We start from the raw sequence: 25,010 nt of genomic DNA, 5'->3' as shown, positions 1-25,010 counted from the left end.
AATGCACCTGCAAGCTTGAGCTTCAAACAACGCTGGCATAGATGACATGCCTCTGAATCAACCCAATGGCTCCAAATGGGCATGATGAAAGTTGGCAAGAACAAGAAAAGCCCAACATCGAGGGCAAATCAGCAACAACATCGAGAGAAAAATGATTTTTCTGCTTGGAAAGTGCCACTTTCTCCATTAGCATCCCACTAGCTGTAAACACATCGTTTCTCAGCGGCGAACCCACTTCCGAGCAAAGGAATTTCATCATGGCAACTGCGAAAAAAACCCCGGCTAAAAAAGCTGCAGCTCCCGCTAAAAAAGCAGCACCGGCAACCAAGGCTGCACCCGCCAAAAAAGCGGCTGCACCGGCTAAAAAGGTGGCTGCCAAAGCACCCGCCAAAAAGGCCGCTCCTGCGACCAAGCGCACTCCCAACCCCGCCTTCATGAAGGCACTGACCCCCAGTGCTGCCTTGGCTGCCGTGGTGGGCGCCACACCTCTGCCACGCACCGAAGTGGTCAGCAAGATGTGGGTTTACATCAAGAAGCACAAGCTGCAAGACAGCGTCAACCGCCGCGCCATCAATGCCGACGACAAGCTCAAGGCTGTGTTTGGCAAGCCTCAGGTCACCATGTTCGAAATGGCTGGTCTGATCGGCAAGCACCTGAAATAATTCAGTTGCACTTGCCTCGCGCAATCAAAAAAACCCGCCTCGGCGGGTTTTTTTGTGGGCAAAGCCAGCGCAAGATATAGACTTGAAATCACATTCGCAGCACCAACTACAAAACGCCTGCGCTCAAGCCTTTTCTTGCCGTGCCAAACTGGCCTGAGTGATCGCGCTCAGCGTGCCGCGTGTGGTGATCACTTCAGGGTCCAGCATGACCTCGATCAACGTGCCTTGGGGACGTGCCAGCGCCTCCAGCAAGGTCGACTCAAAGGCTTGCGTGTGCTCAATGCGCACGCCCACATAACCATAAGCCGAAGCCAGAGCGGCAAAGTCGGGGTTTTGCAGCTTCGAGCCCGTCACATGGTCGGGGTATTCGCGCTCTTGGTGCATGCGGATGGTGCCGTACATGCCGTTGTTAAGCAACACAATGATGCTTTTGCCGCCGTGCTGCACCGCCGTGGCCAGTTCCTGGCCGTTCATCAAAAAGTCGCCATCACCTGCAATGGTGAAGGTCACACGCCCCGTCAACAAATTGGCCGCAATGCCGGCAGGCACGCCATAACCCATGGCACCCACAGTGGGTGCCAACTGGGTTTTGTGGCCTTTGACCAAGCCGTGGTGTTTGTAAAAACGGTGCATCCAGCTGGCGAAATTGCCCGCGCCATTGGTCAGCACGGCGTCTGCAGGCAAATGCTTTTGCAGCGTGGCCACGATGGCCGGCATGTCGATGTCGCCGGGCAAGGCCTGGGGCTTGAGGTTGTTCAGGTAATCGGTGTGCGCGGCTTGCGTCCAATCGGCCCAGGGCAGCTCGGTGGGTGCGCTCAAGACCTCCAGGCTGCGGGCGGCCGCGTTCATGGTGGCGTTGATGGCCAAATCGGCTTGGTAAACACGGTTGAGCTCTTCGGCACTGGCATGGATGTGCACCAGCTTCTGGTGGGTTTTGGGCGCTTGCAGCAAGGTGTAGCCCCCGGTGGTCATTTCACCCAGGCGCGGGCCGATGGCCACAATCAAGTCGGCATCGCGCACGCGCTGGGCCAGTGCCGGACCAATCCCGATGCCCACATCCCCCGCGTACAAGGGGTGGTGGTTGTCAAACGTGTCCTGAAAACGGAAGGCATTGGTCACAGGCAGCTGCCAATTTTCGGCAAAGCGCTGCAAAGCTTGGGCCGCTTGGGGCGTCCAGCCTCCCCCGCCTGCAATCACCAAAGGCTTTTGAGCGGACAACAGCATGTCAAGCAGCGTGCGCAAGGCACCCGGGTCGCTCCAGGCCTGAACCGGCTCCACACGCCCAAGGGCCTCAGCCTTGACGGGGCGAGTGAGCATGTCCTCGGGCAACACCAACACCACAGGGCCAGGCCGGCCATTCATGGCCGTGGCAAAAGCTCGGGCCACATACTCGGGAAGGCGCTCGGGGTCGTCCACGCGCTCGACCCGTTTGGCCATACCCTTGGTCGAGGGGCCAAAGAAATGGGTGTAGTCCATTTCCTGGAAGGCCTCGCGGTCACGGGTGTCACTGGCCACATCGCCCACAAACAAAATCATGGGCGTGGAGTCCTGGAACGCGGTGTGCACACCAATCGACGCGTTGGTGGCCCCCGGGCCACGCGTCACAAAACAGATGCCGGGGCGGCCAGTGAGCTTGCCTTGGGCCTCGGCCATGAAGGCCGCACCGCCCTCTTGGCGGCAGGTGACGAAAATGAGTTGATCGCGGTACAGGTGAAAGCCGTCCAGCACCGCCAGATAACTTTCACCGGGCACCCCGAAAGCATGGGTAACGCCTTGGGCCAAGAGGCATTCAACGAGCAGGTGGCCAGCAATTTTTGAAGTCATGCCCTATTGTGCCCAAGGCCACAAAAGCCATCTGTCACAGCCGTGCAAGCAGGGCTTGCACGGCTGTGGGATCAGGCCGCGTGCTCGACCACTTGGAAATCGAACTGCCCCGGGGCACGCACCGGGTCGACCGAGACCTCGATGCTGCACTTGGGTGGGAAACGCCCTTCCAGCAGCAGTTTGGACAAGGGGTTTTCCAGCCGTTGCTGAATCGCCCTTTTCAAAGGCCTTGCGCCAAACACCGGGTCAAAACCGACCTTGGCCAACTCGGACAAAGCCGCTGGACTGACCTTCAAAGTCAGGTCCATGCGGGCCAAGCGGGCTTGCAACACCTGCAACTGGATTTGCGCAATGGACGCGATGTGCTGGGCATCCAGGCCATGGAAGACCACGGTCTCGTCGATGCGGTTCAAGAACTCGGGGCGGAAGTGGGTCTTGAGTTCGTCCCACACCGCGTCCTTGATGTCTTCGGCGGGTTGCCCCACCATGGACTGGATCAGGTGCGAGCCCAAGTTGGAAGTCATCACGATCACGGTGTTCTTGAAGTCCACTGTGCGCCCCTGCCCGTCGGTCAGGCGGCCGTCGTCCAGCACCTGCAGCAAGATGTTGAAGACATCGGGGTGGGCTTTTTCCACCTCGTCAAGCAGCAACACGCTGTAGGGCTTGCGGCGCACAGCCTCGGTCAGGTAACCACCCTCCTCGTAACCCACATAGCCCGGGGGCGCGCCTATCAGGCGGGCCACCGAGTGCTTTTCCATGAACTCGCTCATGTCCATGCGGATCAGGTGGTCTTCGCTGTCAAACAAAAAGCCCGCCAGCGCCTTGCACAGCTCGGTCTTGCCCACGCCTGTGGGGCCCAAAAAGAGGAACGAACCCGTCGGGCGGTTCGGATCGGACAGGCCCGAGCGCGAACGGCGAATGGCATTGGCCACCGCCGCAATGGCTTCGTCCTGGCCCACCACGCGCTGGTGCAGCTTGTCCTCCATCTGCAGCAGTTTTTCGCGCTCGCCCTGCATCATCTTGGACACCGGAATGCCCGTCGCGCGGGACACGACTTCGGCAATTTCTTCGGCGCCCACCTGGGTGCGCAGCAAGCGGTGCACCGGTTTTTCACCAGGCGCGGATTCTTTGGCTTGCACCTCTTTGAGGGTTTTTTCGAGCGCAGGCAGCTTGCCATATTGCAACTCGGCCACCTTGTTGAAATCGCCCTTGCGCGTCAGTTCCTCGATTTGTTGCTTGAGCTGGTCGATTTGTTCGCGCACCTGCTGGCCGCCCTGGGCTTGCGACTTCTCGGCGCGCCAAATTTCCTCCAGATCCGCCGCTTCTTTTTTCAGTTTGTCGATCTCTTCTTCGATCAAGGCGAAACGTTTTTGCGAGGCTTCGTCGCTCTCCCGGCGCACCGCCTCGCGCTCGATCTGCAGCTGGATCAAACGGCGGTCGAGCTTGTCCATCACCTCAGGCTTGGAGTCGATCTCGATCTTGATCTTGGCCGCCGCCTCGTCGATCAAGTCAATGGCTTTATCTGGGAGAAAACGGTCGGTGATGTAGCGATGGCTCAGCTCTGCGGCCGCCACAATGGCAGGATCGGTGATGTCCACGCCGTGGTGGATTTCGTACTTTTCTTGCAAGCCGCGCAAGATGGCAATGGTGGCCTCCACCGTGGGTTCGTTGACCAAAATTTTCTGGAAACGGCGCTCCAGGGCCGCGTCTTTTTCGATGTATTTGCGGTATTCGTCCAGTGTGGTCGCACCCACGCAGTGGAGCTCACCCCGGGCCAGTGCGGGCTTGAGCATGTTGCCCGCGTCCATCGCGCCTTCGGCTTTGCCCGCGCCCACCATGGTGTGCAGCTCGTCTATGAACACGATGGTCTGGCCTTCGTCCTTGGCCAGTTCGCTGAGCACGGTTTTCAGGCGCTCTTCAAACTCGCCACGGAACTTGGCCCCGGCGAGCAAAGCAGCCATGTCGAGCGACAGCACGCGTTTGCCTTTGAGCGAGTCGGGCACCTCACCAGCCACAATGCGCTGGGCCAGGCCCTCGACAATCGCGGTCTTGCCCACGCCTGGCTCGCCGATCAGCACCGGGTTGTTTTTGGTGCGGCGCTGCAAAACCTGGATGGCGCGACGAATCTCGTCGTCCCGGCCAATGACCGGGTCCAGCTTGCCGATGCGGGCACGCTCGGTCAGGTCGATGCAATACTTCTTGAGCGCTTCGCGCTGGCCTTCGGCATCGGCGTTGCCCACACTTTGGCCGCCACGTACCGCCTCGATGGCGGACTCCAGGCTTTTGCGGTTCAGGCCATGCTCTTTGGCGATGCGCCCGGCCTCGGACTTGCTCTCGGTCAGTGCCAGCAAAAACAATTCGCCAGCAATGAAGGCGTCGCCGCGTTTGATGGCTTCTTTCTCTGCTGCCTGCAAAAGCTTGACCAGATCCGGTCCCACGGTGACTTGATCTTGTCCGCTGACCTGGGGCAAACGCGAGACGGCCGATTCGGCCGCTTGCAGCAAAGCGGGCACCTGAACGCCCGCGCGCAACAAAATGGCTTTGGGGCCATCGTCTTGCTTGAGCATGGTGACCAGCACATGTTGGGGTTCGATGTAAGCATGGTCTTTGCCAAGGGCCAGCGACTGGGCGTCCGACAAGGCTTCCTGGAACTTGGTGGTGAGTTTGTCAATTCGCATGTGTGTTTCTCCAATGCTTGGCAACTTGTGCTGAAAGTGGCATTTTCAAGGGCCGTTGAGGCAGGCAGTTTTGCCTAAAATCAAAGCATGAACATTCACCAACTGTCTGTGAACCACGATGAGCGCCAAGACCGCTTGTTGCTGCGCCTGAACACCCAGGACCAGCAGGAGTTCCGTTTCTGGCTGACGCGGCGCATGACGCTGCGCTTGATGCCTGCTATTGAACAATCGGCCGTGCGTCTGGAAGCGGTGCAACCTGGCGTGGCGGTCACCGATGCGCCCTCGCAACATCTGCTGACCGAACTCAAGCGCGATGCATTTTTGAAAAAGGCCGACTTTGCCACCCCTTTTGAAACCCGCGCCACCCAATGGCCGCTGGGGCCAGAGCCCCTGCTCATCACCGATGCCCATTTGACCATCCAGCCCAACGGGGCCCTGCAAATCTCTTTTGAGGACAAGTCCGACCCGGCCCAAGCCCGCGCTTGCCAGCTGCACCTGCAAGTCAGTCTGGTGCACGGCATGCTGCACCTGATCCAGCAAGCCTGCGAAAAAGCAGAATGGGGCCCCATGAGCAGCGCCGCAAAAGTGACCGAGACGAGCCCCGTGGCCCCCTCCGAGCCGCCTCGCTACGCCCACTGAGGCGATCCACGCCCAAGGCGGGCTGAGACTCAGGCGTTGTGAGCCTGAATGCCCCAGCGCGCCAAGGCCGCATCGTCGGACACACGGGCATCTACCCAATGTGCCCCCTCTGGGGTTTGCTCTTTTTTCCAGAATGGCGCCTGCGTCTTGAGGTAGTCCATCAAAAATTCACAGGCTTTGAAGCTTTCACCCCGGTGCGCCGAGGTCACGGCCACCAGCACGATCTGGTCTGCGGGCAGCAAACGTCCCACGCGGTGCACCACACGCGCCGCATAAAAGTCAAATCGCCGATGCGCTTCGTCGATCATCGCTTCGATCGATTTTTCGGTCATGCCCGGATAGTGCTCCAGCTCCATGGCCTGAACTTCGTCACTGGCCTGACCGGTCAGTGCCCGGGTGTCGCGCACCGTGCCCACAAAGCTGCAGACCGCCCCAACCCGCAAGTCCTCGCCCTGCAGGGCGGCCAACTCGGTGGACACATCAAAGTCATTCGTCTGAATGCTGACTCGGGGTGCCATGGTGTCAGCCCCCAGTCACAGGTGGGAAAAAGCCGACCTCGCAGCCCTCGGTCAGGGCAGCGTTGCCTTGCACCATGAGCTGATTCAGGGCCGTGCGCACCGGACGCTCTGGTGCCAGACAAGCGCGGTAATGCTCGCCACGGGCCATCAACTCGGTGCGCAAAGCGGCCACATCGGCCGTCTGGGTCTCCACGGTCTCGTGCGACAAACCAATGCTTTCACGCAAAGAGGCGAAATAGCGAACCTGCACTTTCATGCCAAGCACTCCGAAAAAGGCCAAAAATCGACCAGCTGGCCGGGCTCAATCGTCTGTCCACCGGGGTTGTCCACCACCCCATCGGCCCACACCACCGAGGTCAACACCCCAGAGCTTTGGCTGGGAAAGAGGTCCAGCCCTCCTTGGGCATTGCGGCGCACGCGCAAGAATTCGCGGCGCTTGTCGGCCTTGGGCCACGCAAAATGTGCAGGCAAGCGTTGGGTGTGGGGTGCAAAGGTGCTCATGCCCTGCATCTTGCTCAGCAAGGGCCGGACCAGAAGCAAAAAGGTCATGAAACTGGACACCGGGTTGCCCGGCAAGCCCACAAAGTGGGCCACGCCCTCAGCGGTCTGACGCCGCACCTGGCCATATGCAAAGGGTTTGCCCGGCTTCATGGCGATTTGCCACAGGTTCAACTCGCCCAAGGACTGCACCGCCGGTTTGACGTGGTCTTCTTCGCCCACCGACACACCGCCGCTGGTCAGGATCAGGTCGTGGTGATCGGCCGCGGTTTTGAGCGCGGCCACGGTGGCCTCGCGCCGGTCGGGCACGATGCCGAGATCGCTCACCTCACAACCCATGCGGTGCAACAGGGTGCGCAGGAAAAAGCGGTTGGAGTTGTAAATGCTGCCCGGGGGCATGTCCTGCGGGGCCACATCGCCCGGCATGACCAGCTCGTCGCCCGTTGAAAATAAGGCGACTCGGGGGCGGCGCAAAACCAACAGATGCGCCAGACCCAGGCTCGCAGCCAGGCCCAGCTCGGCAGGCCCCAATTTTTGGCCACGTTGCAAAGCCGTCTGGCCTTGGCGGATGTCTTCGCCGCTGCGGCGAATCCACTGCCCCGGCTCGGGCACCACGTTAAACCGCACGGCGTCGGGCTCTTCGGGCACGGGCTCGGCTTGCTCCTGCATGACGATGGCATCAGCGCCCTCAGGCACAGGGGCCCCGGTGAAGATGCGGGCGACTTGCCCGGGCTGCAAAGGCTGCCCGGTGTGACCGGCTGCAATGCGCTGGCTCACACGCAGTGTGACGCCGGGCTGCAACAAATCGGCACGGCGCACCGCGTAGCCGTCCATCGAGGAATTGTCAAAAGCCGGCACCTGCAAGGCCGAAACCAGGCCTTCGGCCAGCACACGCCCATCGGCATCGAAGGTGGCCACCGACTCGGCGTCGGTCAAAGGGGTGATGCGCGCGAGCAGCGCCTGCAGCGCGTCGTCTAAAGACATCAAAGGGGCGCGTGGGGCGGTGCTCATGGTCTGTCAGTCGCAGTGCTGCTGGATGTAGGCCTTGACCAAAGCCACATCGGCTTTCATGACCTGCACGCGCTTGGGCAAGGCTTCGATGCCTTCAAACTGCGGTGGGCGCTCAGGCTGGCGGCCCAAAGCTTCCACGATGGTGGCTGCGAACTTGATGGGCAAAGCGGTTTCGAGCACGATCATCGGCACCTGCGGGTTCAGATGCGCTTTGGCCACCTTCACGCCGTCGGCGGTGTGGGTGTCGATCATCATGCCGTAGCTGGCAAACACATCTTGAATGGTCTTCAGGCGGTCGGCGTGGGTGCTGCGGCCGCTGTCAAAACCGTAGGTAGTGGCAGCATGGGCAAAGCGTGGGTCGCCCGACAAATCGAAGAAGCCTTGGCGGCTCAGACCTTCGCCAAAAATGGCTTTGGTTTGGACCGCATCGCGCCCCAGCAGGTCGAACACAAAACGCTCGAAGTTGCTGGCCTTGGAGATGTCCATCGACGGGCTGGAGGTTTCGTGCGTGTCTGCCGTGCCGCGCACACGGTAAATGCCGGTGCGGAAGAATTCGTCGAGCACATCGTTTTCGTTGGTGGCCACGACCAGGCGGTCAATCGGCAAGCCCATCATGCGGGCCACATGGCCTGCGCACACATTGCCAAAGTTGCCGCTCGGCACCGTGAAGCTGACCTTTTGGTCGTTGCTTTTTGTGGCCTGGAAGTAACCCGCAAAGTAATACACCACCTGGGCCAGCAAACGCGCCCAGTTGATGGAGTTCACGGTGCCAATTTTGTATTGGCGCTTGAACTCCAGATCGTTGGAGACCGCCTTGACGATGTCCTGGCAGTCGTCGAACACGCCTTCGATGGCGATGTTGTGGATGTTCTCGTCGAGCAGGCTGAACATCTGCGCTTGCTGGAACGGACTCATGCGCCCGTTCGGGCTGGTCATGAAGACGCGCACACCTTTTTTGCCGCGCATGGCGTATTCGGCCGCACTGCCCGTGTCGCCCGAGGTGGCGCCAAAAATGTTCAGCGCTTCGCCGCGCCGCGCCAACTCGTACTCAAACAAGTTGCCCAGCAATTGCATGGCCATGTCTTTGAAGGCCAAAGTAGGGCCGTTGGACAAGGCCTCGAGGAACATCTCGGGCTGTGCTTGGCCCGTAGCCTGCAAGGGCTTGAGTGGCACGATTTCTTTCGAGCCGAACACTTCAGGAATGTAGGTCTTGCGGCACAAGGCCAGCAAGTCATCGCTTGGAATGTCGTCGATGTACAGCGACAGCACCTCAAAAGCCAAAGCCGCATAGCCCTGGCTTTGCCAGACTTGGCGCAAGCGGGTCAGAGCCGCAGCATCAATCTGAGGGTAGCTTTCGGGCAGGTACAAGCCACCGTCGGGCGCCAGGCCTTCGAGCAAAATTTCACAAAACTGTTTGCGGTCAGCGTGGCCGCGGGTCGACAGGTAGCGCATCAGTTCAACTCTTCCTTGCGAATGCGCACGATGGGCGCCATCACGGTGGGCAAGGCCTGCATTTGGGCCAGCACATCGTTCAAAGTGCCTTCGCGGGTGTCGTGGGTCAGGATGATCACGTCGGTCTGGTTTTCGCCCGCCTGGCTGACCTGATCGGCCTCGCGCTGTAAAACCGCGTCGATGCTGATGTCAGCCTGGGCCAGCAAGCCGGTGAGTTTGGCGAGCACTCCCGCTTGGTCGGCCACGCGCAAACGCAGGTAATAGCTGGTCACGACTTCGGACATGGGCAAGACGCGCAAATCGCTCATAGCCCCCGGCTGGAAAGCCAGGTGCGGCACGCGGTTGAGGGGGTCAGCCGTGTGCAAACGGGTGATGTCCACCAGATCAGCGATCACCGCGCTGGCGGTGGGCTCGGAGCCTGCGCCTTTGCCGTAATACAAGGTGGTGCCCACGGCGTCACCCTGCACCATCACGGCGTTCATCGCGCCTTCGACGTTGGCGATCAAACGCTGGGTCGGGACCAGGCTGGGATGCACGCGCAACTCGATGCCTTGCGCCGTGCGTTTGGTGATCCCGAGCAGCTTGATGCGGTAGCCCAATTGCTCGGCGTATTTGATGTCGGCCGCACCCAGCTTGGTGATGCCTTCGACATAAGCTTTGTCAAACTGCACCGGAATGCCAAACGCGATCGCGCTCATCAGGGTCACTTTGTGCGCAGCGTCCACGCCTTCAATGTCAAATGTGGGATCGGCTTCGGCATAACCCAGTCGCTGGGCTTCCTTGAGCACATCGCCAAAGTCCAAGCCCTTGTCGCGCATCTCAGAGAGGATGAAGTTGGTCGTGCCGTTGATGATGCCCGCCACCCACTGGATGCTGTTGGCGGTCAGACCTTCACGCAAGGCCTTGATGATCGGGATGCCGCCTGCCACGGCGGCTTCAAACGCCACCATCACGCCTTTGGCCTGGGCCGCTGCAAAAATCTCAGTGCCATGCACGGCCAGCAAGGCCTTGTTGGCCGTGACCACATGCTTGCCTGCGGCAATGGCTTCCATGACCAAGGCTTTGGCAATGCCATAGCCGCCAATCAACTCGATCACGATGTCGATCTCAGGGTTGGCAATCACCGCACGGGCATCGGCCACCACCTGAACGCCCTCGCCCACCACGGCCTTGGCACGCGCCACGTCGAGATCGGCCACCATGGCGATTTCAATGCCACGGCCGGCACGGCGCTGGATTTCTTCCTGGTTGCGCTGGAGCACGTTGAAGGTGCCACTGCCCACAGTCCCAATGCCCAACAGGCCCACTTTGATCGGTTTCATTCACTACTCTTTAACGTTGCGCCCGGCCATACCGGGCATTTCTAGAAAAAAATCAGGCCACCAGTTTGTCGGTGCCAAAGCGCTTGCGGGCGCTTTCCAGGAACCGCGCCACGCGGCCAATGGCTTCGCGCAGGTCGTCTTCATGCGGCAAAAACACGATCCGGAAATGGTCGGCATCGGGCCAGTTGAAGCCCGTGCCCTGAACCAGCATGACCTTGGTTTCTTCCAGCAGTTGCAAGAAAAAGTCCTGGTCGTCCTGCACCGGGTAAATCTTCGGATCGAGTTTGGGGAACATGTACAAAGCCGCACGGGGCTTGACGCAGCTGACACCCGGAATCGCCGTGATCAGTTGGTGCGCCAAGTCACGCTGCTTGCGCAAGCGGCCGCCCTCGCCCACCAGTTCATTGATGCTTTGGTGCCCGCCTAAAGCGGTCTGAATGGCCCATTGGCCCGGAACGTTGGCGCACAAGCGCATGTTGGAGAGCATGTTCAGGCCTTCGATGTAATCGCGGGCCATTTTCTTGTCACCCGAGATCACCATCCAGCCCGCACGGTAGCCGCAAGAGCGGTAGCTTTTAGACAAGGAGTTGAAGGTCAGTGTCAGCACGTCTTGCGACAAACTGGCCAGCGGCGTGTGCTTGACACCGTCGTACAAGACCTTGTCGTACACCTCGTCGGCAAAGATCACCAAACCATGTTCGCGTGCAATCGCCACAATGCCCTTGAGCAAGTCGTCGGCATACAAAGCGCCCGTCGGGTTGTTGGGGTTGATGACCACAATGCCCTTGGTGCGGGGTGTGACTTTGGCACGGATGTCGTCCAAATCGGGCATCCAGCCATTGGTCTCGTCACAGCCGTAATGCACGGGCGTCCCACCCGACAAACTGGCCGCCGCTGTCCACAGCGGGTAATCGGGTGACGGCAAAAGCAACTCGTCACCATCGTCGAGCAAGCCATTGGTGGCCATCACGATTAATTCGCTGGCCCCATTGCCCAAGTAAATGTCGTCCAGCGTGACGCCCAAAATGCCCTGCTTTTGGGTTTCGTGCATCACGGCTTTGCGTGCGGCAAAAATGCCTTTGCTGTCTGAATATCCCGCCGAATTGGGCAAGTTGCGGATCATGTCCTGCTGGATCTCTTCGGGCGCATCAAAGCCAAAAACCGCCAGGTTGCCGATGTTCAGTTTGATGATCTTGTGGCCGTCTTCTTCCATCTGACGCGCTCGGTCCATGATGGGGCCGCGAATGTCATAACAAACGTTGGCGAGCTTGGCAGATTTCTGAATGGTCTTCAAAGTGCCTCCAAAGGCAGTGTGGGTGAGGGAAAACCTATAATTTGACCACATTTTGTGCGCCCCTCTGAAGCAGTTTTCAGAGCTTGGTCTCTAATTGCGCTTACCCCCCACTGTTGCCGCCCCATGAAACTCCAGCCCGACAAATCCAATGCCCCGACCATCAACGCGTACGATCGTGTCTGGATCGAGGTCAATGGCGTGCGGCATTCACAGTCCTTGTCCGTGAGCAGCCTGCCCGATGTGCCGACTGCAGCTTGGGCCACAGGCCAATTCGAGGCCCTGAGTGCCAGTGACTTCAGCCCATGGGCCCAAAGCGGTGCCGAGCTCATCTTGTTTGGCAGCGGACAAAAGCTGCGGTTTGCCAAACCTCAATGGCTGCAGGACCTGATCGCCCGTGGCGTTGGGGTAGAGACCATGGACACCGCTGCGGCATGCCGCACCTACAACATTCTGGCCAGTGAAGGACGCAAAGTGGTCGCCCTGCTTTTGATCGAGTCCTAAAGCATGCATTCTTGTGCGGTGTTTTTTCAACACCACGGCTGTGCAAATACCAAACGCTGTTCAGAGTAAAATAGCGGGTTGTAAGGTCTATGGCCTAAAGCGAAACTGACACCATTAATTGGTGGCACCCGCTCAACCAGTCAAGCGAGATAAAGTTCCATGGCGATCGTTCTGAACAAACCCCTCCCCGAATTTGAAGCCAACGCCACCAGCGGTCTGAAAGTTTCGAACGTCTCCCACGTTGGTCAAACCGTTGTTTTGTTTTTCTACCCCAAAGACAACACACCCGGCTGCACCACCGAAGCCATGCAGTTTCGCGACAAATACAAGGATTTCGTGAAAGCGGGCGCCTTGGTTCTGGGTGTGTCCCGCGACAACATGAAATCGCACGACGACTTCAAAGCCAAGCTGGAGCTGCCCTTTGAGCTGATCGCCGACACCGAAGAAAAAATGTGCCACATGTTTGGTGTGGTGAAAAACAAAATCATGTACGGCAAAAAAGTCAAAGGCATTGAGCGCAGCACTTTCCTGATCGGGCCAGACGGCACCCTCAAACAAGAGTGGCGCGGCCTGAAAGTGCCGGGCCACGTCGAAGAAGTACTGCAGGCTGTCAAGGACTTGAAAAAAGCCACTGCTGTGGCTTGATGTGCCAAGCCGGTGTTGTCACAGGGCTCGTGCATAATGATTTCATGACGCGTAAACGCAGCTCCGCTACACCCCATCCTTCAAGCCGCCCGGGTCTCCTGGCGGTTTTTTGTTTTCTGGCGTCCAACTTTTTCAAACACCCAAAGGCCTTCGCACATGCCATTGCCACCCGCTCCCACCCATCGCGCCAGCCGCTTGACCCACAAAGCTTTTGAAAGCGGCGAGACACAGACCGATGAACCCGTGATGGTGCAAATCGAAACAAAGCGGCGCTTGACGAGCGAGGCACCCGAGCCCAGCACGGCCAAACGCCCAGCCCGGTCACGCAAGAACGACGCCAGGCCTTTGACCCCCATGACACCAAGGGTTGCGCAGGCCACGCCAGAGATCACTGCCCAAGCCACACCGCCAGCTGAGTACAGCCCTGCCGACGCTGCGACCGCCCAGCGTGCGAGCAAACCATCTCCCATCCGAAGCAAGCGGCGCAGCGGCCCCAGCAAACTCTTTGTGCTCGACACCAATGTGCTGATGCACGACCCGATGAGTCTGTTCCGTTTTGAGGAGCACGATGTCTTTTTGCCGATGATCGTGCTGGAAGAGCTCGATGGCCACAAAAAAGGCATGACCGAGGTCGCCCGCAATGCACGCCAGGCCAGCCGCTCGCTGGACACCCTGGCATCTGCACAAGGTGCCGATTTGGGCAAGGGCTCACCCCTGAACGCCACGGGCCACACCGATGCGATGGGGCAATTGTTTTTCCAGACCCAGGCGCTCGACCTGAGCTTGCCCTTGGCACTGCCGCAGGGCAAGGCCGACAACCAGATCCTGGGCGTGGTCAAGGCGCTGGGCCAATTGCATGCGCCGCGTGACGTGGTGCTGGTCTCCAAAGACATCAACATGCGCGTCAAGGCCCGTGCACTGGGGCTGCAAGCCGAGGACTACCAAAACGACAAGACGCTGGAAGACGGCGACCTGCTGTACCCAGGCTCCATGGCTTTGCCCCCTGACTTCTGGCTCAAGAATGGCAAAACAGTCGAAAGCTGGCAGCAAGGCACCCACACCTTCTACCGCATCAGCGGGCCCATCGTGCCCAGCCTGTTCATGAACCAGTTTGTGTATTTCGAGGCCCCTGGTGAGCCCAGCCTGTATGCCCGCGTGACCGAAATCCGGGGTAAGACAGCGGTGCTGCGCACACTCAAGGACTTCAACCACCAAAAAAATGCCGTTTGGGGCGTCACCACACGCAACCGCGAACAAAACTTTGCGATGAACTTGCTGACCGATCCGGACGTCGACTTTGTGACGCTCGCGGGTACCGCAGGCACGGGCAAAACCCTGATGGCCTTGGCTGCAGGCCTGACACAGGTGCTGGACGACCGCCGCTACACCGAGATCATCATGACCCGTGCTACTGTGAGCGTGGGCGAAGACATCGGCTTTTTGCCCGGCACAGAAGAAGAAAAAATGGGCCCCTGGATGGGCGCGCTGGACGACAACCTGGAGTTCTTGGCCAAGGGCGACGGGGGCAATGCCGGTGAATGGGGCCGCGCTGCAACCAACGAGCTGATCAAGAGCCGCATCAAGATCAAGAGCATGAACTTCATGCGCGGTCGCACTTTCATGAACAAATACGTGATCATCGACGAAGCGCAAAACCTGACGCCCAAGCAGATGAAAACGCTGATCACCCGCGCAGGCCCGGGCACCAAGATCATCTGCATGGGCAACCTGGCCCAGATCGACACGCCCTACTTGACCGAAGGCTCGTCGGGTTTGACCTACGCGGTCGACCGCTTCAAGGGCTGGGCCCACGGGGGGCACATCACGCTGGCCCGCGGTGAACGCTCACGCCTGGCAGACTTTGCCAGCGAAGCGCTTTAAAACCCCGTCCTCGGGCCTCAGTAATCGTCGCTGAGGCCTGAAGCCAGGCTTTCAAAACGGGTCAGGTTCTTCAGGAAGGTCAGGCGTACCGTGCCTGTGGGGCCGTTACGCTGCTTGCCGATGATGATTTCGGCCACGCCAGGATCTTTGGAATCCTTGTTGTAGTAATCATCGCGGTAAATGAACATGATGATGTCGGCATCCTGCTCGATGGCGCCGGACTCTCGCAAGTCGCTCATCATGGGGCGTTTGTCGGTGCGCTGCTCGACGCTTCGGTTGAGCTGAGACAAAGCAATGACCGGGCACTGCAGCTCCTTGGCCAACATTTTCAAGCCCCGCGAAATTTCGCCTAACTCGGTGGCGCGGTTGTCGCCACCCGAGCCGCCCGAGCCACTCATCAGCTGCAAATAGTCCACCACAATCAAACCCAACTTGCCGCACTGGCGGGCCAAGCGGCGGGCATTGGCGCGCAATTCAGAAGGTGTGAGGCCCGGCGTTTCATCGATGTGCAAGGACACGGTGCGCAGTTTTTCGATGGCCTCGGTCAAGCGTGGCCACTCGTCGTCGCTGAGCTTGCCCGTGCGCAAATGGCCCTGGTCGATGCGGCCGATCGAGCCGACCACACGCACCGCCAACTGCGATGCACCCATTTCCATCGAGAACACCGCCACCGGCAAACCCTCGTTCAAGGCCACATGCTCGGCGATGTTGATGGCAAAAGCCGTTTTGCCCATGGAAGGACGCGCCGCCAGCACGACCATGTCACCCGGCTGCAGGCCAGACGTCATGCGGTCCAGGTCATAAAAGCCGGTGGGCACACCTGTGATGTCATTGGGGTTGTCGGCCATCTCCTGCACACGATCGAGCAGCTCCACCACCAGAGTGTCCATCGACTGAAAGCCCTGCTTCATGCGCGAGCCTTCTTCACCGATGTTGAAGATTTTTTGTTCGGCCTCGTCCAGGATGCGGTCAATCGCCTTGCCTTGGGGGTTGAAGGCGTTGGTTGCGATCTCGTCGCTGGCAGACACCAGTTTGCGCAGGATCGAGCGCTCACGCACGATCTCGGCATAGCGGCGGATGTTGCTGGCGCTGGGCACGTACTGGGCCAGGGAGTTCAGGTAGCCCAAGCCGCCCATTTCCTCGGCCTTGCCCTGATTTTGCAACTGCTCGTTCACGGTGATCACGTCGGCCGGTTTGGAAGCGTTGATCAGCGCTCCGATGGCCGCATAAATCAGTTTGTGTTCGTGTCGGTAAAAGTCGTTGTCAACCAGCAAGTCCCCCACGCGATCCCAAGCACCGTTGTCCAGCAACAGTCCGCCCAGAACACTGGACTCGGCTTCAATCGAATGCGGTGGCACGCGCAGCTTAGCCACTTGGCTGTCGCCAGAAAGGTCGGAGGGAAAGGTGTTCAAGGAAGGAGCAAAAACGGCGGACATGGGTGTAAGGCCTCAAAAGACCATGGTAGTCGCAAAAACGCGGCAGGCCCGGGATAAAGCTGTGGATAAGCTCTGAGCATCCGGTGTTCTGCCCTGTACAAGTCAGATCGCGTGAGGCCCAACGAAAAAAGCCGCCAAGCACAAGGCCAGGCGGCTTTTCAGAACGCAGCGGAAATCAGGCTGTTTCGCCGTAAACCGTCACAGTCACGTCCACCACCACATCGGTGTGCAATGCCACCGACACGGTGGAGTCGCTCACCACTTTGATGGGGCCGTGAGGCATGCGGATCTGGGACTTGACCAACTTGTAGCCTTGCTTGTTCAGCTCATCGGCGATGTCGTGGTTGGTCACGGAACCAAACAAACGGCCATCAACACCCGCTTTTTGCGACAACTTGACCACAGTACCCGACAGCTTTTCACCTTGGGCTTGGGCTTCGGCCAACTTGGCGGCAGCGGCTTTTTCGAGTTCAACGCGGCGCGCTTCGAACTCGGCCTTGTTGGCTTCGGTCGCACGACGTGCACGGCCTTGAGGGATCAGGAAGTTGCGAGCGTAGCCGTCTTTGACTTTGACGATATCGCCCAGATTACCCAGGTTCACAACCTTTTCGAGCAGGATGATTTGCATGGTTGGACTCCTTAGACTTTGTGCTGGTCGGTGTAGGGCAACATGGCCAAAAAGCGTGCGCGCTTGATGGCGGTGTTGAGCTGGCGCTGGAAGATGGCACGGGTGCCAGTCAAGCGTGCGGGGATGATCTTGCCGTTTTCGGCGATGAAGTCACGCAGTGTGTCCACATCTTTGTAGTCGATTTCTTCGACGCCGGTCACTGTGAAGCGGCAAAAACGCTTGCGCTTGAAAAGCAGTGACTGGGTGTTGCGCTTGGGGCGCTTGTCTTTGTTGAATTTTTTGAACGTGGCCATGGGGCCTCCTGAAATTAATCTTGCTGAAACTCTTGAATGTGCAACACGACACTTTTGCCTTGTCGAGGGGTGGCCAAAAAGCCCTGAAACGTCCAAACACTGCCTACCGCTTGCTTGGCCAGTCTTTCGGCCAATGACCCAATGGCCAAGGCACGAAGTTTCAACTGGACTTTGCGCATTTGCCCGGCCTCTTGTACTTCAGAGGCATGCTCCAGAATCAAATCCAGAGCGGGCAAACCGGCGGGGGTGTATCGCAAAGCGGCTTGCTCGGCAATACAGGCGGTCAGTTCGGTACGGTTCACTCCTCAACAGGCATGTATCAAGCGGCGAATTCGGCTTGTTGGGACTTGCGGGCTTCTTCGCGCTCGACTTGCTTCATCATGGATGAAGGACCAGTGTCGGCTTTTTTCTTCAGCACCGTCAGGTGACGCAGCACGGCGTCGTTGAACTTGAAGGCGTGCTCCAGTTCGGCCATGACCGCTTGGTCGGCTTCGATGTTCACGCACAAGTAGTGGGCTTTGCCCAGCTTGTTGATCTGGTACGCCAGTTGACGGCGGCCCCAGTCTTCTACACGGTGGATGCTGCCACCGCCGGCAGTGATCATGCCTTTGTAGCGCTCCAGCATGGCCGGCACTTGTTCGGACTGATCGGGATGGATCAGCAAAATGATTTCGTAATGACGCATTGAGACTCCTTGAGGTTAACCCAAATGGTTGGAATAGCTGCCCCCAGCGTCTGACGGGGTGCAGCAAGGCGAAGTCTCAAATTATAGCCTGAATATCACAGCCCAGGATAGCTGGTAGATGGGTCGGACTGGGGCGCTCGGGATGGCGGGTTTTGGCCGATCAGGCGCTGCGGGATCAGCCAGGTGGCCAGCACCATGACCGCAAACCCCGCAGGGACGCCAAACACGCCTGCAGACAAGGGCTGTATACCCCACCACAAGCCGCCATAGGGGTCCAAATCCCAAAAATGGCGGAACCCGGGTGCATTGACCACCATGTAAAAAATGGTCACACCCAAACCCGACAGCATGCCCAGCACCACCGCCGGGCGATGCACCCGCTGCCAAGTCATGCCCAACACCATGCCCGGAAAGAATGCCGAGGCGGCCAGAGAAAAAGAGGCCGACACCAGGGCCAGTATTTCTGCGGGTTTGAAAGCAGCCACCACCGCCGCCAGCATGGCCACGGCCAGCAAGGCGAACTTGGACAAGATCACCCGCCCTTCGGCAGACTTGGGACCATTGACGCCATTGGGTCGCATGTCGCGCACCAAAGCGTTGCTGATGGTCAACAGCAAACCATCGGCGGTCGACAAAGCGGCGGCCAGCCCGCCGGCAGCCACCAGACCCGACACCACAAAGGGCATCCCGCCCAACTCGGGTGTGGCCAACATGATCATGTCCGCCCCGAGTTTGAGCTCGCCCAATTGCAAAATACCGTCGCCGTTGACGTCTGAAAACTCCAGCAAGGCCGAGTCCAGCCTGGCCCATTGCGCCATCCAGCTGGGCAAGTCGGCAAAACTGCTGCCCACCAAGGTGTTGAGCACCTCGAACTTCACCAGCACCGCCAAAGCAGGCACGCTCAGGTAAATCAGGCCAATGAAAAACAAGGACCAGGCCACGGAGCTGCGCGTTTCGGCCACCGAGGGCGAGGTGTAAAAACGGGTCAACAAATGCGGCAAACCTGCCGTGCCAATCATCAGGCAAAACACCAAGGCCATGAAATTCAGGCGCGACTCGTTGAACAGTTTTTCCTGGGCCAGCCCTCCATCGGGCTCGTCGGTGAAAGCCTGCGTGTGCGGCGGCATGCCGCCCAAAGGCCGCGCCCGCTCCAGGTTGTCGTGCATGGCTCGGGTCCAAAGCTCGCGGGCTGCAGAGGCTTCGTGCGGCACGGCCAGCAACTCACGGCGCACCCGGGCAATGGTGGCGAAGTCGGCCCCTTGCGCTTTGAGCAAGCGGATTTTTTCTTCCAGCTCCTGGCGCAGATCGACCATGGCCGCGTCCACATCCTGCAAGCGTGAAGCGTAAATTTTGGCCCTTTGGGCGTATTCGCGGCGCACTTCCAGCTCGGCCGGATCGTCCATCAAGCGCTTTTCGATGCTGGCAATGGCCGACAGCTGAGCGCCGTAGGCCAGTGGCGCTACTGGGTTGCCCAATTGTTTGTAGGCCAGCCAGGACACCGGGATGAGAAAGGCCAGCAGCAGCATGATGTACTGCGCCACTTGCGTCCAGGTGATCGCCCGCATCCCGCCCAGAAACGAGCACAACAAAACACCACCCAAGCCCAACAAGATGCCGATTTCAAACTGCACGCCTGTCAAACGCGAAGCGATCAAGCCAATGCCATAAATTTGGGCGACCACGTAGGTGAATGAACACAGCACCGAAGCCAGTGCCGCAATCACCCGTGGCCAGCGACCGCCATAGCGCTGGTCAAAGTAGTCGGGCAAGGTGTACAAGCGCATGGCACGCAATTGCGGCGCAATCAACAAGGCCACCAGACAAAACCCGCCGGTCCAGCCCATCACATAGGCCAAGCCACCGGGCTGGTTGCCGCTGCCGGAAAAGCCTTGTAAATACAAGGCTCCCGCCAGACTGATGAACGAGGCCGCGCTCATCCAGTCTGCCGCCGTGGCCATGCCGTTGTACATGGCCGGAATGCGCCGACCAGCCACGTAATACTCGTCCTCGTTCGTTGTCCTCGCCGCAATGCCAATCAAGGCGTAGATCATGACCGTGCTGAACAAAAAAATCGGACCGATCAGGTTGCGGGACAGGCCCGAGCGCTCGGCCCAAGCCATGGCCCCGATCAAGCCCAGCAGAAAAACCACATAAATCAGGACGTTGCGGTGCAGTCGCCAGCGGTAAGCCGAAGACATCGCAACGTCCATGGTTTTGCTCATCGCCGGGTCCTGATCATGGGGAGGGCGTGCGCTCAGCGCCCCAAATTCGTCCAGGTCTCGATGACGGTGTCCGGGTTCAGCGAGATCGAGCTGATGCCCTGGTCCATCAACCAATGCGCAAAGTCCGGATGGTCCGAGGGGCCCTGGCCACAAATGCCGATGTATTTGCCCTGCGCCAAGCAGGCCTGGATGGCTTGTGAGATCAATGCCGTGACTGCCGGATCGCGTTCGTCAAAATCAGCGGCGAGCAGCTCCATGCCCGAGTCGCGGTCCAGGCCCAAGGTCAGCTGCGTCAGGTCGTTCGAGCCAATCGAGAAGCCATCGAAGAACTCGAGGAACTGCTCCGCCAGGATGGCGTTGCTGGGCACCTCGCACATCATGATGACTTTGAGACCCTCTTCACCACGGCGCAAACCTTGGTTGGCCAGCAGCTGGGTGACCTTTTCGGCCTGACCCAATGTGCGCACAAAGGGCACCATGATCTGCACGTTGGTCAGGCCCATCTCACCGCGCACCCGCTTGAGGGCTTCGCACTCCATGGCAAAGGCTTCGCCAAAATCGCGGCTGATGTAACGTGCCGCACCGCGGAAACCCAGCATCGGGTTTTCTTCTTCCGGCTCGTAACGGCTGCCGCCAATGAGTTTGCGGTATTCGTTGCTCTTGAAGTCCGACAAACGCACGATGACCGGCTTGGGCCAGAAGGCGGCGGCGATGCTGGCCACGCCTTCGGCAACTTTGTCGACATAAAAAGCACGGGGCGAAGCATGGCCACGGGCCACGGATTCCACGGCTTTTTTCAGGTCAGTGTCGATGGCGGGGTAATCCAGGATGGCCTTGGGGTGCACGCCAATGTTGTTGTTGATGATGAACTCCAGACGCGCCAGGCCCACACCGGCATTGGGCAGCTGGGCAAAGTCAAAGGCCAGCTGGGGGTTGCCCACGTTCATCATGATCTTGGTCTTGATCTCGGGCAGCACACCGCGCTGGATCTCGCTGATCTCGGTCTCCAGCAAACCGTCGTAAATGTGGCCGGTATCGCCCTCGGCGCAGCTGACGGTGACCAGCGTGCCTTCGGCCAGTTGCTCGGTCGCGTTGCCGCAACCGACCACCGCCGGAATGCCCAGCTCACGGGCAATGATGGCGGCGTGGCAGGTACGCCCGCCCCGGTTGGTGACGATGGCGCTGGCGCGTTTCATCACGGGCTCCCAGTTCGGGTCGGTCATGTCGGTCACCAGCACATCGCCGGGCTGGACCTTGTCCATCTCGCTGATGTTGTGAACCAAACGGACGGGGCCAGTACCGATCTTTTGGCCAATCGCGCGGCCCTCGGCCAGGATGGCGCTGACTCCTTTGAGCTTGTAACGCAACTCAGGCGTACCTTTGGCCTGACTTTTCACAGTCTCGGGACGTGCTTGCAAGATGTAGAGCAAACCGTCGGAGCCGTCTTTGCCCCACTCGATGTCCATGGGGCGGCCGTAATGCTGCTCGATCACCACCGCGTAGCGGGCCAATTGCTCGACCTCGTCGTCGGTCAGGCTGTAGCGGTTGCGCAGTTCGGTGGGCACATCGGTGGTTTTGACCAGCTTGCCCGAGGCGGCTTTTTCTTCGGGGGTGGCGAACACCATCTCGATCAGCTTGGAGCCCAAGTTGCGACGGATCACGCTGCGCTTGCCTGCGGCCAGCATCGGTTTGTGCACGTAAAACTCGTCGGGGTTGACTGCGCCCTGCACCACCGTTTCACCCAGGCCGTAGCTGGAGGTGATGAACACCACGTCTTCAAAACCGGACTCGGTGTCGATGGTGAACATGACGCCGGCCGCCCCCAGATCGGAGCGAACCATGCGCTGCACGCCCGCGGACAAGGCCACGTCGGCATGGGCAAAACCCTTGTGCACGCGGTAGCTGATGGCGCGGTCGTTGTAGAGCGAGGCGAACACCTCTTTCATCTTGTGCAGCACGTCGTCGATGCCGACCACGTTCAGGAAGGTTTCTTGTTGGCCTGCGAAAGAAGCGTCTGGCAAGTCTTCGGCTGTGGCCGAGGAGCGCACCGCAAACGAGGCCTCCGGGTTGCTGCCTTGCAGGCGAACAAATTCTTCACGAATGGCTTTTTCCAGATCGGCCGGGAAAGGCTGGGCCTCGACCATGGCGCGGATTTCGGCCCCGGCAACGGCCAAGGCACGCACGTCCTCGGTGTCCAGCGCATCCAAACGCGCATTGATGCGTTCGGTCAGGCCGCCAAAGGCCAAAAACTGTCGGAACGCGTGGGCGGTGGTGGCAAAGCCTGTGGGCACGCGCACACCCGAAGGCAACTGGGAAATCATCTCCCCCAAGCTGGCGTTTTTGCCGCCGACCGACTCGACATCGGTCATGCGCAACAACTCAAAGGGAACGACCAGGGCGGTCTCGCTGAAAAGAACAGACATGCTAAAGCTCCAAAGTTAAAACCGGGCTCCAGAGCGCAGGTCAGGGTTGTGTTGTTCTTTTGATGGAACCCCGATCGATCAGCTGTGGATAATTGACTGATTTTAGGGGTCTTGTTGACCTCGGCATTTGAAATAAATTACTCGCATGTCAAAACGCACTGTATTTTTCGTCTCTGACGGCACGGGCATCACCGCCGAAACTTTTGGCAATGCCATCCTGGCCCAGTTCGACATGAAAACGCGGCATGTGCGGCTGCCCTTCACCGACACCATCGACAAAGCACATCAAGCGGTGCGGCAAATCAACCACACGGCCGAGACCGAAGGCAACAAACCCATTGTGTTCACCACCTTGGTCAACATGGATGTGCTCAAGGTGCTGCAGGAGCACTGCCAAGGCATGCTGCTGGACATGTTCGGCACCTTTGTGAACCCGCTGGAAGCGGAACTGGGCATCAAGTCGCACCACCGCGTGGGCCGCTTTTCGGATGTGAGCAAAAGCAAGGAATACCACGACCGGATCGAGGCCATCAACTTCTCATTGGCCCATGACGATGGCCAGTCGAACCGGGATCTGGAATCGGCCGATGTGATTTTGGTGGGCGTGAGCCGCAGCGGTAAAACCCCGACCAGTTTGTACCTGGCCATGCAGCACGGCCTCAAAGCGGCCAACTACCCGCTGATCCCGGAAGATTTTGACCGCAGGCAATTGCCCCCCGCCTTGGTGCCGCACCGGCAAAAAATCTTCGGCCTGAGCATCCACCCGGACCGCTTGGCCGAGATCCGCGCCGAACGCCGCCCCAACTCGCGTTACGCCAGCATCGAAAACTGCCGCATGGAAGTCTCGGAAGCCGAAGCCATGATGCGCCGCTCGGGCATACGCTGGCTGTCCACCACCACCAAATCAATCGAAGAGATCGCGACCACCATCTTGCAGGAAATCAAGCCCGAGCGCCTGATTTACTGAGCGCTGACCCGGCAGGTCAGAGGCCCTTGATAGCATCAAAATGGCAACGGTAAGACCTCGGCGAAGCCTTACCCAGGCTCAACGAAGCGTATCGGCCAGGCGTTCGGCGCATTGACGCGCTTGCACTGCATCACGCGCCTCGACCATGACGCGCACCAAGGGTTCGGTGCCGCTGGCACGAATCAAAACCCGGCCGGTGTCACCCAACTCGGTCTCGACCGCTTGTTTGGCCGCCCACAATGGGGCGTGTCCTTGCCAATCAAAACCGGGGGACAAACGCACATTGATCAGGGTTTGGGGAAAGAGGCTGACGCCTTCGAGCAACTGCGCCATGGTCTGGCCGCTGCCGACACAGGCTTGCAACACCTGCAAAGCACTGACCAGCCCATCGCCCGTGGTGTGCTTGTCCAAGGCCAGCAAATGGCCCGAGCCTTCGCCGCCCAGCAACCAGCCTTTGTCGTGCAGGACCTCCAGCACATAACGGTCGCCCACTTTGGCCCGCTCAAATTGCACGCCCCGCTTTTTGAGGGCGATTTCCACCGCCAAGTTGGTCATCAAGGTGCCCACCGCACCGGGCACCGCTTCGTCGCGGGCCAAGCGATCGGCGACCATCAGGTACAACAATTCATCGCCATTGAACAAGCGCCCCGAGGCATCGACCAACTGCAAGCGGTCGGCATCGCCATCGAGGGCCACACCGTAGTTGGCACTGTGGTCCTTGACCGCCTGCACCAAGGCCTCGGGGTGGGTCGCGCCCACGCCTTTGTTGATGTTCAGGCCATCGGGCGCACAACCGATGGCGACCACCTCGGCCCCTAGTTCGTGGAAGACCTTGGGCGCGATCTGGTAGGCCGCGCCGTGGGCAGCGTCCACCACGATCTTCAAGCCCTTGAGGGTCAGGTCGTTGGAGAAGGTGCTCTTGCAAAACTCGATGTAACGGCCCGCTGCATCGTCCAGGCGCCGTGTCTTGCCAAGGGCGGCCGAGTCGACCCAGACCGGCGCCTCCTGCAGCCTGGCTTCGACAGTTTCTTCCCAGGCATCCGACAATTTTTGGCCTTGCGCGCTGAAGAACTTGATGCCATTGTCGGCAAATGGGTTGTGGCTGGCGCTGATCACCACCCCCAAGGAAGCGCGTTGCGCCCGCGTCAGGTAAGCCACGGCTGGCGTGGGCACAGGCCCGAGCAAGACCACGTCGACGCCTGCTGAATTGAAGCCCGACTCCAAAGCACTTTCGAGCATGTAACCGGAAATGCGGGTGTCTTTGCCAATCAGAACCACCGGATGCGCTTCATGGGCCTTCAACACACGTCCCACGGCATGGGCCAAACGCAAGATGAAATCCGGCGTGATTGGGCTTTGTCCCACTGTGCCGCGAATGCCGTCTGTCCCGAAATATTGCCGCGCCATGCCTGAGTCCTTTTTTTGTAATCA

General features: G+C 59.4%; 24 protein-coding genes. 6 read left to right on the top strand and 18 right to left on the bottom strand.

Going from position 1 to position 25,010, the window contains the following annotated elements:
• Positions 1 to 22 precede the first annotated feature (22 nt).
• Positions 23 to 259: a hypothetical protein gene (locus QZ190_RS04655; RefSeq protein ID WP_291914058.1), complete on the bottom strand. Its 237-nt coding sequence runs from the start codon at positions 257 to 259 to the stop codon at positions 23 to 25.
• Here QZ190_RS04655 and QZ190_RS04650 point away from each other — a divergent pair.
• Positions 258 to 662 (top strand): SWIB/MDM2 domain-containing protein, encoded by a 405-nt coding sequence (locus tag QZ190_RS04650; protein ID WP_291914056.1) that lies wholly within the window; start codon positions 258 to 260, stop codon positions 660 to 662. The genes QZ190_RS04655 and QZ190_RS04650 overlap by 2 nt on opposite strands.
• 123 nt (positions 663 to 785) lie before the next feature.
• Here the strand turns inward: QZ190_RS04650 and QZ190_RS04645 are convergent, their stop codons facing one another.
• Together QZ190_RS04645 and clpB are read right to left on the bottom strand one after the other, a co-directional pair.
• Entirely contained in the window at positions 786 to 2,486 is a 1,701-nt protein-coding gene (locus QZ190_RS04645; RefSeq protein ID WP_291914054.1) for a thiamine pyrophosphate-binding protein, read from the bottom strand.
• A 71-nt stretch (positions 2,487 to 2,557) separates the two neighbouring features.
• A complete protein-coding gene (gene clpB / locus QZ190_RS04640; RefSeq protein WP_291914052.1) occupies positions 2,558 to 5,164 on the bottom strand; it encodes an ATP-dependent chaperone ClpB in 2,607 nt (868 codons plus the stop codon).
• Between the two features lie 87 nt (positions 5,165 to 5,251).
• On the opposite strand from clpB, the gene QZ190_RS04635 reads away from it, so the two are divergent.
• Positions 5,252 to 5,803: a hypothetical protein gene (locus QZ190_RS04635; RefSeq protein ID WP_291914050.1), complete on the top strand. Its 552-nt coding sequence runs from the start codon at positions 5,252 to 5,254 to the stop codon at positions 5,801 to 5,803.
• 29 nt (positions 5,804 to 5,832) lie between these two features.
• On the opposite strand, the gene QZ190_RS04630 is transcribed toward QZ190_RS04635, so the two are convergent.
• The 6 genes from QZ190_RS04630 to QZ190_RS04605 are packed head-to-tail and all read right to left on the bottom strand — an operon-like array spanning position 5,833 to position 11,898.
• A complete protein-coding gene (locus QZ190_RS04630) occupies positions 5,833 to 6,321 on the bottom strand; it encodes a molybdenum cofactor biosynthesis protein MoaE (RefSeq protein WP_291914048.1) in 489 nt (162 codons plus the stop codon).
• A 4-nt stretch (positions 6,322 to 6,325) separates the two neighbouring features.
• The gene (moaD, locus tag QZ190_RS04625) at positions 6,326 to 6,577 is read right to left on the bottom strand and encodes a molybdopterin converting factor subunit 1 (RefSeq protein ID WP_291914046.1); all 252 of its coding nucleotides are present in this window, start codon (positions 6,575 to 6,577) and stop codon (positions 6,326 to 6,328) included.
• Positions 6,574 to 7,830, bottom strand: a complete 1,257-nt coding sequence (glp, locus tag QZ190_RS04620) for a gephyrin-like molybdotransferase Glp (protein ID WP_291914044.1) — start codon at positions 7,828 to 7,830, stop codon at positions 6,574 to 6,576. Before glp ends, moaD begins: the two co-directional genes overlap by 4 nt.
• Before the next feature lie 6 nt (positions 7,831 to 7,836).
• Positions 7,837 to 9,282 carry a threonine synthase gene (thrC, locus tag QZ190_RS04615; RefSeq protein WP_291914041.1) on the bottom strand — a complete coding sequence of 482 codons (1,446 nt, stop codon included), beginning with the start codon at positions 9,280 to 9,282 and terminating at the stop codon, positions 7,837 to 7,839.
• Complete coding sequence (locus QZ190_RS04610; RefSeq protein WP_291914039.1) at positions 9,282 to 10,604, bottom strand: homoserine dehydrogenase; 1,323 nt, start codon at positions 10,602 to 10,604, stop codon at positions 9,282 to 9,284. Before QZ190_RS04610 ends, thrC begins: the two co-directional genes overlap by 1 nt.
• Positions 10,605 to 10,656: 52 nt before the next feature.
• Positions 10,657 to 11,898, bottom strand: coding sequence for a pyridoxal phosphate-dependent aminotransferase (locus QZ190_RS04605; protein WP_291914036.1), 1,242 nt, complete (start codon positions 11,896 to 11,898; stop codon positions 10,657 to 10,659).
• 123 nt (positions 11,899 to 12,021) lie between these two features.
• Here QZ190_RS04605 and QZ190_RS04600 point away from each other — a divergent pair, with 123 nt between their 5' ends.
• Together QZ190_RS04600 and QZ190_RS04595 are read left to right on the top strand one after the other, a co-directional pair.
• Positions 12,022 to 12,399 (top strand): Mth938-like domain-containing protein, encoded by a 378-nt coding sequence (locus QZ190_RS04600; protein ID WP_291914033.1) that lies wholly within the window; start codon positions 12,022 to 12,024, stop codon positions 12,397 to 12,399.
• A 159-nt stretch (positions 12,400 to 12,558) separates the two neighbouring features.
• Positions 12,559 to 13,044 (top strand): peroxiredoxin, encoded by a 486-nt coding sequence (locus QZ190_RS04595; RefSeq protein WP_291914032.1) that lies wholly within the window; start codon positions 12,559 to 12,561, stop codon positions 13,042 to 13,044.
• Positions 13,045 to 13,124: 80 nt separating this feature from the next.
• On the opposite strand, the gene QZ190_RS04590 is transcribed toward QZ190_RS04595, so the two are convergent.
• A complete protein-coding gene (locus QZ190_RS04590) occupies positions 13,125 to 13,400 on the bottom strand; it encodes a hypothetical protein (RefSeq protein ID WP_291914030.1) in 276 nt (91 codons plus the stop codon).
• On the opposite strand from QZ190_RS04590, the gene QZ190_RS04585 reads away from it, so the two are divergent.
• Positions 13,399 to 14,925 carry a PhoH family protein gene (locus QZ190_RS04585; protein ID WP_291914028.1) on the top strand — a complete coding sequence of 509 codons (1,527 nt, stop codon included), beginning with the start codon at positions 13,399 to 13,401 and terminating at the stop codon, positions 14,923 to 14,925. The two genes, QZ190_RS04590 and QZ190_RS04585, sit on opposite strands and share 2 nt — an antisense overlap.
• 17 nt (positions 14,926 to 14,942) lie before the next feature.
• Here QZ190_RS04585 and dnaB read toward each other — a convergent pair whose 3' ends face one another.
• From dnaB to ppsA, 7 genes are all read right to left on the bottom strand, one after another.
• On the bottom strand, positions 14,943 to 16,361 hold the full coding sequence (gene dnaB, locus QZ190_RS04580; RefSeq protein WP_108362837.1) for a replicative DNA helicase: 1,419 nt from the start codon (positions 16,359 to 16,361) through the stop codon (positions 14,943 to 14,945).
• A 175-nt stretch (positions 16,362 to 16,536) separates the two neighbouring features.
• Positions 16,537 to 16,989 carry a 50S ribosomal protein L9 gene (gene rplI, locus QZ190_RS04575; RefSeq protein WP_291914024.1) on the bottom strand — a complete coding sequence of 151 codons (453 nt, stop codon included), beginning with the start codon at positions 16,987 to 16,989 and terminating at the stop codon, positions 16,537 to 16,539.
• An 11-nt stretch (positions 16,990 to 17,000) separates the two neighbouring features.
• The gene (gene rpsR / locus QZ190_RS04570; protein ID WP_019427495.1) at positions 17,001 to 17,282 is read right to left on the bottom strand and encodes a 30S ribosomal protein S18; all 282 of its coding nucleotides are present in this window, start codon (positions 17,280 to 17,282) and stop codon (positions 17,001 to 17,003) included.
• Positions 17,283 to 17,296: 14 nt separating this feature from the next.
• A complete protein-coding gene (gene priB / locus QZ190_RS04565; RefSeq protein WP_291914009.1) occupies positions 17,297 to 17,584 on the bottom strand; it encodes a primosomal replication protein N in 288 nt (95 codons plus the stop codon).
• A gap of 17 nt (positions 17,585 to 17,601) precedes the next feature.
• Positions 17,602 to 17,967 (bottom strand): 30S ribosomal protein S6, encoded by a 366-nt coding sequence (gene rpsF / locus QZ190_RS04560; protein WP_108362834.1) that lies wholly within the window; start codon positions 17,965 to 17,967, stop codon positions 17,602 to 17,604.
• 95 nt (positions 17,968 to 18,062) lie between these two features.
• Positions 18,063 to 20,189, bottom strand: coding sequence for a VC_2705 family sodium/solute symporter (locus QZ190_RS04555; RefSeq protein WP_291914004.1), 2,127 nt, complete (start codon positions 20,187 to 20,189; stop codon positions 18,063 to 18,065).
• A gap of 32 nt (positions 20,190 to 20,221) precedes the next feature.
• Positions 20,222 to 22,612 (bottom strand): phosphoenolpyruvate synthase, encoded by a 2,391-nt coding sequence (gene ppsA / locus QZ190_RS04550; RefSeq protein WP_291914001.1) that lies wholly within the window; start codon positions 22,610 to 22,612, stop codon positions 20,222 to 20,224.
• A 145-nt stretch (positions 22,613 to 22,757) separates the two neighbouring features.
• On the opposite strand from ppsA, the gene QZ190_RS04545 reads away from it, so the two are divergent.
• On the top strand, positions 22,758 to 23,579 hold the full coding sequence (locus tag QZ190_RS04545) for a pyruvate, water dikinase regulatory protein (protein ID WP_291913998.1): 822 nt from the start codon (positions 22,758 to 22,760) through the stop codon (positions 23,577 to 23,579).
• A 78-nt stretch (positions 23,580 to 23,657) separates the two neighbouring features.
• On the opposite strand, the gene glmM is transcribed toward QZ190_RS04545, so the two are convergent.
• Complete coding sequence (glmM, locus tag QZ190_RS04540; RefSeq protein ID WP_291913995.1) at positions 23,658 to 24,986, bottom strand: phosphoglucosamine mutase; 1,329 nt, start codon at positions 24,984 to 24,986, stop codon at positions 23,658 to 23,660.
• Positions 24,987 to 25,010 lie beyond the last annotated feature (24 nt).

Source organism: Limnohabitans sp. (genome assembly GCF_017848645.1).
Taxonomy (GTDB): Bacteria; Pseudomonadota; Gammaproteobacteria; order Burkholderiales; family Burkholderiaceae_C; genus Limnohabitans_A.
The sequence above is the reverse complement of the archived record's forward strand: the minus strand, read 5'-3'. Positions and strand labels throughout refer to the sequence as shown.